Origin of the sequence: Achromobacter spanius (genome assembly GCF_039673305.1) — a bacterium.
Lineage (GTDB): Bacteria > Pseudomonadota > Gammaproteobacteria > Burkholderiales > Burkholderiaceae_B > Achromobacter > Achromobacter spanius_F.
In genome coordinates this window covers 33,865-42,587 of sequence record NZ_JBDJLJ010000048.1, presented here as the reverse complement: position 1 = coordinate 42,587, position 8,723 = coordinate 33,865, and the positions used below count along the sequence as shown (strand labels likewise).

General features: G+C 67.5%; 10 protein-coding genes. 4 read left to right on the top strand and 6 right to left on the bottom strand.

The window, feature by feature from the left end; all coding sequences use genetic code 11:
• Positions 1-553: glutathione S-transferase family protein (locus ABE485_RS24940; RefSeq protein ID WP_346517924.1), on the bottom strand; the 553-nt coding region annotated here is incomplete at its 3' end.
• 117 nt (positions 554-670) lie between these two features.
• Here ABE485_RS24940 and ABE485_RS24935 point away from each other — a divergent pair.
• Positions 671-1,660 (top strand): helix-turn-helix transcriptional regulator, encoded by a 990-nt coding sequence (locus tag ABE485_RS24935; RefSeq protein ID WP_346517923.1) that lies wholly within the window; start codon positions 671-673, stop codon positions 1,658-1,660.
• 47 nt (positions 1,661-1,707) lie between these two features.
• On the opposite strand, the gene ABE485_RS24930 is transcribed toward ABE485_RS24935, so the two are convergent.
• Positions 1,708-2,076, bottom strand: a complete 369-nt coding sequence (locus ABE485_RS24930; protein ID WP_346517922.1) for a hypothetical protein — start codon at positions 2,074-2,076, stop codon at positions 1,708-1,710.
• 207 nt (positions 2,077-2,283) lie between these two features.
• On the opposite strand from ABE485_RS24930, the gene gvpU reads away from it, so the two are divergent.
• Both gvpU and ABE485_RS24920 read left to right on the top strand, forming a co-directional pair.
• A complete protein-coding gene (gene gvpU / locus ABE485_RS24925) occupies positions 2,284-2,724 on the top strand; it encodes a gas vesicle accessory protein GvpU (protein ID WP_346517921.1) in 441 nt (146 codons plus the stop codon).
• Between the two features lie 5 nt (positions 2,725-2,729).
• The gene (locus ABE485_RS24920) at positions 2,730-3,425 is read left to right on the top strand and encodes a pentapeptide repeat-containing protein (RefSeq protein WP_346517920.1); all 696 of its coding nucleotides are present in this window, start codon (positions 2,730-2,732) and stop codon (positions 3,423-3,425) included.
• Here the strand turns inward: ABE485_RS24920 and ABE485_RS24915 are convergent.
• The 3 genes from ABE485_RS24915 to ABE485_RS24905 all read right to left on the bottom strand — a co-directional run bounded on the left by ABE485_RS24915 (position 3,412) and on the right by ABE485_RS24905 (position 5,527).
• Positions 3,412-4,389: a bifunctional helix-turn-helix transcriptional regulator/GNAT family N-acetyltransferase gene (locus ABE485_RS24915; protein WP_346517919.1), complete on the bottom strand. Its 978-nt coding sequence runs from the start codon at positions 4,387-4,389 to the stop codon at positions 3,412-3,414. The two genes, ABE485_RS24920 and ABE485_RS24915, sit on opposite strands and share 14 nt — an antisense overlap.
• Before the next feature lie 77 nt (positions 4,390-4,466).
• A complete protein-coding gene (locus ABE485_RS24910) occupies positions 4,467-5,126 on the bottom strand; it encodes a DNA-3-methyladenine glycosylase I (RefSeq protein WP_346517918.1) in 660 nt (219 codons plus the stop codon).
• A complete protein-coding gene (locus ABE485_RS24905) occupies positions 5,123-5,527 on the bottom strand; it encodes a lysozyme inhibitor LprI family protein (protein ID WP_346517917.1) in 405 nt (134 codons plus the stop codon). The genes ABE485_RS24910 and ABE485_RS24905 overlap by 4 nt, the downstream gene beginning before the upstream one ends.
• Before the next feature lie 110 nt (positions 5,528-5,637).
• On the opposite strand from ABE485_RS24905, the gene ABE485_RS24900 reads away from it, so the two are divergent.
• Complete coding sequence (locus ABE485_RS24900; protein ID WP_346517916.1) at positions 5,638-6,480, top strand: metallophosphoesterase; 843 nt, start codon at positions 5,638-5,640, stop codon at positions 6,478-6,480.
• Here the strand turns inward: ABE485_RS24900 and ABE485_RS24895 are convergent.
• A complete protein-coding gene (locus tag ABE485_RS24895) occupies positions 6,477-8,615 on the bottom strand; it encodes a TonB-dependent siderophore receptor (RefSeq protein WP_346517915.1) in 2,139 nt (712 codons plus the stop codon). The two genes, ABE485_RS24900 and ABE485_RS24895, sit on opposite strands and share 4 nt — an antisense overlap.
• Positions 8,616-8,723 lie beyond the last annotated feature (108 nt).

Below are 8,723 nucleotides of genomic sequence, written 5' to 3'. Positions count from 1 at the left end.
CATGCGGATGGGAGGCGATGCGCGTGCCCAGGTAGGCGCTGTAGCCGACCACGGACCCGACCACCAGGTCGGCCAGCGAGTACTCATCCCCAAGCACCCATGCGCGCGCGGCCAGATGGCCGTCCAGCACGGCGAGCAGCACGTCCAGGTCGTCAAGGACCGCCTGCGCCTGAACGGGATCGCGGCGCGGCGGCTCGCCGTGGCCGGCCAGGTACAGGCGCGACACCGCCGCGCCATAGCTGACATAGGCCCACGCGCACCACGACATCGCCGACAGGCGTTCGGGCGCATCGGCGGCGGGCCACAGTCCGCGCGCCACGCCGAAGCGTTCACCCAGCCAGAGCTGGATCGCCAGCGTTTCGAACATCGGCGCGCCGTCCACGGTCAGCGTCGGCACCTTGCCGTTCGGATTCAGGGCCAGGAATTCGGGTCGGCGCTGTTCGCCCGCCCTGATGTCCACCTTGATGCGTTCGTGGGGCACGGCCAGTTCCGCCAGCGCGCTGGCGACGGGCGACGCGCTGGACATGGGGTGCCAATACAGGACGAGGGACATTTGCGGTTCTCCAGTTTCAAGAGGGGGGGACGTCGCGGCGCATGCCGCTGACAACGGGGGCCACTGTAGAATCCATTGCGGACAGATTCCGCCCTCGATTCGCCCTATCGTGCCGCCATGCTCACTTCCAGCAACCGCCTACTGCGCCTGCTCTCGCTGCTGCAGACCCGCCGCCACTGGGCGGGTCCGGACCTGGCGGCGGCGCTGGACGTCCACCCACGAACCCTGCGCCGCGACATCGACCGGCTGCGCGAACTGGGCTACCCCATCCACGCGAGCAGCGGCGTCGCGGGCGGCTACGCATTCCGGGCAGGACATGCCCTGCCTCCCCTGCTGCTGGACGACGACGAGGCCCTGGCCGTTGCGATCACCCTGCGCACGGCCGCGACAGGCGCGGTGGGCGGCATCGAAGAATCCGCGCTGCGTGCGCTGGTCAAGCTTGAGCAGGTGATGCCCGCGCGGCTGCGCGGCCGGGTCGATGCGCTGCGCGCCGCCATCGTGCCCATGGAGCGCGGCGGCCCCAACGTGGATGCGGCCGTGCTTGCCACGCTGGCCGCCGCCTGCCGCGACCAATTGCGCGTCGGGTTCGACTACACGGACGGGCGCGGGCGGGCCAGCACCCGGCTGGTCGAGCCTCAGGGCCTGGCGTACACGGGCTATCGCTGGTATCTGGTGGCCTGGGATCCCGCGCGCGACGACTGGCGCACTTTCCGCATCGACCGCATCGCGGGGGCTCCGCGCACCGGCGCGCATTTCGCGCCCCGGTCCTCGCCGGAAGGCGGAGACCTGAGCGCTTTCGTGGCGCGGTCGGTCAGCGCACCGCCCTATTCCGAACCGCCACGGATCATTCTGCACGCCCCCATCGCCGCCATGGCCGCGCGCATCCCCGCTTCAGCCGGGCGGCTCGAGGCGCTGGACGACGGACGCTGCCTGCTGCTCAGCGGCACGCATTCGCTGGACGCGATGACGTATTGGCTGATGGCGCTGGACGTGGAATTCGAAGTGCTGGCGCCCGCCGAACTCAGGGACCACCTGCGCCGCGCGCAGGACCGGCTGGCGCGCAGCCTGGCGCGGTGGGGCGGCGCCGGCCAGCGTGCTTTCCCATAGATGCGTCGGCATGACGACACGTGCCGGCGTATCTGCGGGACAGCACGCTAGAGCACTTCCTGGGTGTTCTCCGCCTCGGCCAATTGCTGCATGGCCAGCGACACCTTCGCGGCGACTTCCAGGCGCTCGGCGGCCGACATGGCGTCGTACTCTTCCTTGGAGATGCCCAGGCTGGCCAGGGCGGCGTAGAACATCTTGTCGTCCAGGGACATGGACGCGTAGTCCAGGAATTCCTTTTCCGCCGCGGACGGCGCTGCCTGGGTGGCGCCGGAGACGCCCCCGCCCATAGCCGAGCGGCTGCGCTCGGTCGCGCTGGCGAACGCCGCGCGGAAATCGCCATCGGCGGACGCGGCCCGCGACGCGGACGCGCGCTGATCGGCGCCGGACCCGATGCCCAGGGAATTGACGATGCTCATGGAATGCCTCCAAAGGAATCCGGCGCGAAGCCGGTGGCCGCCCGTCGCGGGATTGGCCTTCAGGCTGCCAAATTACCCCGCAAGCGGGCAGGCGGATGACCCGGTCACCCGCCCGAAGCGGCCGCTTATTCCGCGATTGCGGCGCATGTATTCGTCGCGCCTTTCGAGTATCTTGTGGCTCTTGCAAACATTCCCGAGACCGCTTCCATGAGCATCGAACCCACCCCCGGCCTGCCTGCCGCCACGCCCGGCGCGGACGCCTTCCTGCAGTTCCTGGTCAACCTGGTGAACAACGGCAGCCAGATCGAAAGCATCGGCGTGACCCTGCAGATGGGCGGCATGCTGGTGTCCGGGTCGATCATTTCGGGCGCGGACTATTTCGACAGCTTCGCCGCCAATTTCACCAGCTCGCTGCAGACCCTGGACGACGACACGCGCAAGACGGTGCACGCCTCGCTGGCGGAACTGGGCGACGTGTTCCGCCTGCCCCAGCCGGTCGATCCGCTGCCCAACTACATCCATCTTGCGGACGCCCTTTTCTTCACGGCGGACGGCACCCCCATCGCCGGCGAGCCCACCCTGTGGCGCGGACGCACCAGCGCGGTGGACGGCTTCATCCTGGGCCGCCTGCAATCCGACGCGGCGTAATCCGCATGACGCAGGCAAGCATCCCGCCTCACGCCGGACTGGAGGTGGACCGCAAGACCATGCAAGCCCTGATCGAACAGGCCGCCGGCGCCGCGCTGGCATTCGAGGACTGCGATTTCCAGGACGCGGACTTTTCCCGGCTGGATTTGCGCGGCTTCCAGTTCACGGCCTGCGCGATCGCGGACGCGTCCTTTCAGGGCGCCAACCTGGCCGACACCCGGTGGCTGCGCTGCCGCGGCGGGCAGGCCAGTTTTGCCTCGGCGGACGCCAGCGACGCCGTGTTCCAGAACTGCGACCTGAACAACGCCAACTGGCGCCGCGCGCGGCTGGCCTCGGCCCGCCTGCAGGGCTGCAAGCTGACGGGTTCGGATTTCGACGGCATCGCCTGCCTGGGCTGGTCGCTGGAGGAATGCCTGCTGGTCGGCGCGCTGCTGCGGGGCGTGTCGTTCCGCAAGACCGACATCCTTCAGCTCGACTTCTCGGACGCGGACCTGTCCGGCAGCGATTTCCGCGACACCGTGTTCCACGGCGGCAGCCTGCGCAACGCCACGCTCAAGAACGTCCGCTTCGAAGGCGCGGACCTGCGCGAGGCGGACCTGGGCGGGCTGGACCTCACGGCGGCGGCGCGGCTGGCGGGCGCCACCATCTCCAAGACGCAGGCGGCGGCCCTGCTGGCGGAACTGCGCATCAGCGTGGTCTGACCCGGCTGAAACGCTGCTCCACCACCACGCTGCCCCACTGGCGTCCCTCGGACGCCTGGGTCAGCGCGAAGCCCGCCGCTTCGTACAGGTGCCGGGCGGCGTCCAGGCCCTTGAACGTCCACAGGTAGGTTTCGTCGTACCGTTCGTCCACGTACGCCATGGCCCGCGCCAGCAGGGCCCGGCCCACGCCCATGCCGCGCAACGATTCGTCGACGATGAACCAGCGCAGGTGCGCCTGGCGCGCGGCCAGGTCGCCATCGATGACGATGGACGCCAGCGTCCTGCCGTTGTCCACGTACAGCCACATATTCCTGCCCGGCGCGGGCAGGCCTTCCGCGAATTCGGCCAGTTCGGTCGCGACCTTGCGCTCGAAGTACACGCCGAAGCCCGACGCTTGCGCGTAATAGCGCGCGTGCAGGCTGGCGATGTCGCCGATGCAGCCGGGCAGGTAGCCTTCGACGATCTGGTCGTCGATGGCGCCGCCGGCGCCCGCCGCGGCATCGTTGGGGTTTTCGCTGGACAGCGCGTCGGCGTACAGCGACAGGAAGCGGATCAGCGATTCCTGGTCGGCCGGCGCCAGGCGGCGCAGCGCGTGCGAGACCTGATCCGTGGCGAACTGGTCGATCCGCGCGCGCAGCGCGTTCCCGGCCTCGGTCAGGTAGAGCCGGGACGAGCGCGCGTCGTCGGCCGAGGCCTCGCGCGCCAGCAGGCCGGCCGACTCCAGCTTGGCCACCTGGCGGCTGGTGTTGGATTTGTCCAGGCGGAGGATGGCCGCCAGGTCGCGCGCCTGGATGCCCGGCGCAAGGCCGATCTCGATGATGGCGTGGACGGCCGAGGGCGCCAGGTCGCTGCCGGCCAGCGAGGTGCGCATGAAGCCCAGCTCTCGGACCAGCTTGCGCGAGAACTCCCGCAGGTCCTGGACGGTTTTTTCCCGGGACTGGGACGGAAAATCGATGAGATCCATGGCGGTCGCCTTAAGTTGCGGGTCGCAACCAATATACTTGCGAACCGCAACCAACTCAAGCCCCGCCAAACGTCCCGCTAGCCCGGCCGCCGGAAGGCTGCGCGCGCGGCCTCGATTTCCCCGTGGCAGACGCAGCCGCTCATGTGCTCGTTGACCATGCCCACGGCCTGCATGAACGCATGGATCGTCGTGGGGCCCACGAAGGTCCAGCCGCGCCGCTTCAGGGCCCGTGAGAGTTCGACGGAAGCCTGCGAGGTGGGATTGTTGTCCCAGTAGCCGCGGTCCACTGCCGCCGGCCGGGCGTGCGGCGCGGGCTCGTGCTTCCACAGCCAGCCGGCAAGCGAACCGGTTTCATCGGCCAGTTCGCGGGCGCGCCTGGCGTTGTTGACGGCGGACAGGATTTTGGCGCGATTGCGCACGATGCCCGCGTTGCCCATCAGGCGCTCGACGTCGGCGTCGGTGTAGCGCGCCACGCGATCGAAATCGAAGTCGTCGAAGGCCTCGCGGAAGGCCTCGCGCTTGCGCAGGATGGTGATCCACGCCATCCCGGCCTGGAAGCCTTCCAGGCAGATCTTTTCGTACAGCCGGCGGTCGTCCCCCACCGGCCGGCCCCACTCATGGTCGTGGTAGTCGGGCATGGAAGGCTGCCAGAAGCAACGCGGCAGGCCCTGGCCGTCCAGGATCAGACCGGCCGCCTGCCCCTTCGCGCCGTCGTCCGCCTGGTCAATCGCGCTCATGGTTTCCCGGGCACCGGGCAGCTCATGTCGCCTTCCTCGCATTTCAAGTAGGCAGCGAGCGCTTTCGTGCGCGCCTGGGTCAGCTTGTCCAGGCACTGGCTCAGCACCATGGGATAAGCGGTGCCGCCCGCGACGCCGCCGGACGAAAACGCGCATTCGGCGTCGCGGAAAAACAGCCAGGCCTTCTGGGCCGCCTGCAGTTTCGTGGCGGCCTCCTTGTCGTCCTTCAGGCGCGCCGTCACGTCCTTGTAGGCGGCGTTCAGCGCCGCATCCGACTTGCGGTAGGCCTGGTCGGCGCAAAGGCTCATGTCCGTCTGCGTGGAAGCCTGGTCGCACTTGAGCGTTTGCGCCTGGACGCCCGATGCCAGCAGGAGCGCGGCAGCGGTAATGACGATACGCATGGGAGTTCCTCCTATATGCAAGGGTGGGGGGATTCTTGGGGAAAGTGTCGCATGGATGGTTTGCCGGCGCAGCGCCGGTTCTTGCGCCCGCGTCGCCTAAGATAATGCCCATGAAGATCCAACTGCTTTCCGACCTGCATCTTGAAACCGATCCCACTTTCGTCGCGCAACCCGCGCCGGGCGCCGACCTGCTGGTGCTGGCGGGCGACATCGGCTCGTATCGGCAGGGCTCCAGGCTGAACGGAACGGACTTCGGCCTTACCACCTATTCGCCGCGCCACGGCTGGCCCACGCCCGTGCTGTACGTGCCCGGCAACCACGAATACGACAACGTGGACTTCGACGAGACGCACGCGCGCCTGCGCGACCTGTGCGACGCACTGGACATCCAATGGCTGGAACGCGAGACCCTCGTCATCGGCGGCGTCCGCTTCGTGGGCACGACACTGTGGACGGACTTCGATGCGCTGGCCATCCCCGGCGACACGATCGGCGACGTCATGAAAAAGCGCGCCAAGGCCTTCCGCGCCGCGGACTTCTACCTGGAAAAGGCCGAGATGCGCCGCCACGGCGCGCCGTTCATGGCCGAGCAGATGCGCGAGCAGGGCCTGGTCTGCCAGCAATGGCTGGACGCCGCGCTGGGCGTCCCGTTCGCCGGCCCGACCGTGGCGGTCACCCATTTCGCCCCGACGCTCGCCAGCGCCGATCCGCGCTACGGCGTCACGGCCGGCACCGCCGGCTTCTGCAATGCCCTCGACGGCCTGCTGCCGCGGGCCGACTACTGGCTGCATGGCCACCTGCACTGCGCCCAGGACTACGTGAAGGACGGCTGCCGCATCATCGCCAACCCGCTGGGCTACGCGAAGAAGGGTGAACAGGAAGACTTCGACCCCGGCAGGCTGTGGGACGTGGCGGTCCCGCCATCCGATCCCGCCGGGAGCCGCGCCGCCTAGAACTTCAGGCTTGCGCTCAAGCCATACGTGCGCGGGTCGCCTGCCTTGACGTAGTCGGACGACTGGTAGAGCCAGTAGCGCTTGTTGGTCACGTTATTGATGCCCGCGCGAAACGTGGTCTCGTAGCCGTAGATGCGGGTGTCGTAGGTTGCGCCGATGTTGACGATAGCGAAATCGTCCACCTTGACCTCGTTCGACGCCCCCAGCATGGTGCTGCCCGTGTATTTCACGTCGGCGCGCAGTTTCAGGCCGGGAAGCTGCGGCACGGCATAGGACACCTGCGCGGCGGCGACGAACTTCGGCGCGCCCGCCACCCGGTTGCCCGTGAACGCGCTGCCCTTCTTGTATTCCGAATCCAGGAACATCAGGCTGCCGCCGACATTCCAGTTGGTCGCGATACGGGTCGATGCGCCCAGCTCCAGCCCCTGGAACACGGACTTGCCGTCCTGGACGAGTTCATTGCTGGCGTTGGCGTATTCCGCCTTTTTCTCGATGCGGAAGAGTGCCGCGGTGGCCGCCCAGCCGTCCTGGTTCGTCTTGATGCCCAGTTCGTACTGCTTGCTCTTGAGCGGATCGAGCAGCTCGCCGAAGTTCGTATAGACGTTGCCCACCGAGGAGCCCGGCTCCAGCGACTCGATATAGCTGGCGTAGGCCATCGTCTGCGGCGTGATGTTGTACATCAGCGCCACCGTCGGCGTCAGCACGCCGTTCTTGTCGTAGCTCGATGTCTGCGCGCCAGCCGGATCGAAGCCCTTCTGCTCGTAGTTCGTATAGCGCAATCCGCCCAGGAGCGACCAGCCGCCGGTCAGGTCGATCGTGTCGCTGGCGAACAGCGCCTTCTGCGTGATCTCCGCCGCGCGGTACAGGTCCAGGCTGCCTTCGCTGTAATAGCGGTTCGTGTTCTGCCGGCGCAGATTGCCCGTGCCCTGCAGCTGATAGACGCCGTCTGCGCTGTAATCGTTCTTCTGCTTTTGCCACGACGCGCCCGCCACCACCTGATGCTTCAACGGGCCGGTGGCGAACTTGCCTTCCAGCATGGCCTGCCACTGGTTGAAGGCATAGGCCTCGGCATAGTCCGAGCGATAGTCGTCGTAGTCGCCGGACTGGTCCTGCAGGAACAGCACCGACTCATTGCGGCGCGTGCGCGTGGAGTTGTAGGTGTAGTCCGTGCGCAGCGTCCAGTCCTGCGCCACCTGATACTTCAGGCCCGTCGAATAGAAGCGGAACTTGTTGTCGGCGTAGGGGCCCTCGCCCACCAGCTTGCCGTCGTTGCGAACCGGCGACGGCAATTCCGTGCCCGCCATGGCGCCGGCATAGATGGTCGGCTCCTGGCCGATCGCCTTGCGGTCCTGGTAGATCGACTGAAAGTCCCACGTCAGCTTGTCGGTCAGGCGGGCATCGAGCGCAAGCGACACGGAATCGCGGTACAGCGAGCCATTGTTGAAGGTATTGCCCTCTTCGTGCGTCGCGTTGAGCCGGTAGCCGAACGTCCCGCTCTCGCCCACGCGCCCGCCCAGGTCCAGGTGCTGGCGCAGCAGGCCGTTGGAGATATAGCCCAGTTCGATGCTGCGCACCGGTTCGTCGGTGGGACGCTTGGTCACGTAGTTGACCAGGCCGCCCGGCGATCCGAATCCGTACATGAAGCCGGAGGCGCCCTTGAGCAGGTCGATCTGCTCGAAATGCTCGTAGGGCAGCACCGTCACGTAGCTGAGGAACGGCTTGCCGTCGATGCGGTATGAGTTCTGCCAGTCCAGCGGCAGGCCGCGCACGCTCATGTAGCTGGCCCACGCGCCGAACGACGCGCTGTTGTCGCTGACCGAAGCGTCCAGCGCGAACACGTCGCCCAGCTTCGTCACCTGGCGCTCCTGCATATCCGCGGCCGTCACGACCGTGGTCGAAAACGGGGTTTCGAGCTGGCTGCGGTTGCCCAGCGCGCCGGTGTTCACCGGCGCCGACAGGTGCTCCAGCGTGTCGTCGATGGCGCTGGCGTTGACCGTGACGGCGGGTAGCTGCGCGACGCCCTGCGCGGCAGCGGGAAAAGGAATGCCCAGGGCCAGGGCGATAAGGGAGGGCGAAACAGCGAACCGTGCGGGCTTGCGCGCACGGCACTTCCGCATGGAAGTCGGACGAACCACGTTGAAATCTCCAGAGCGGGAGGGCAAAGATGCGCATTCTCTGGTGAATACGACTGATTCGCAACCGCATTGATTGAAGTTACATGGCCCGACATCCGCCCTGACATG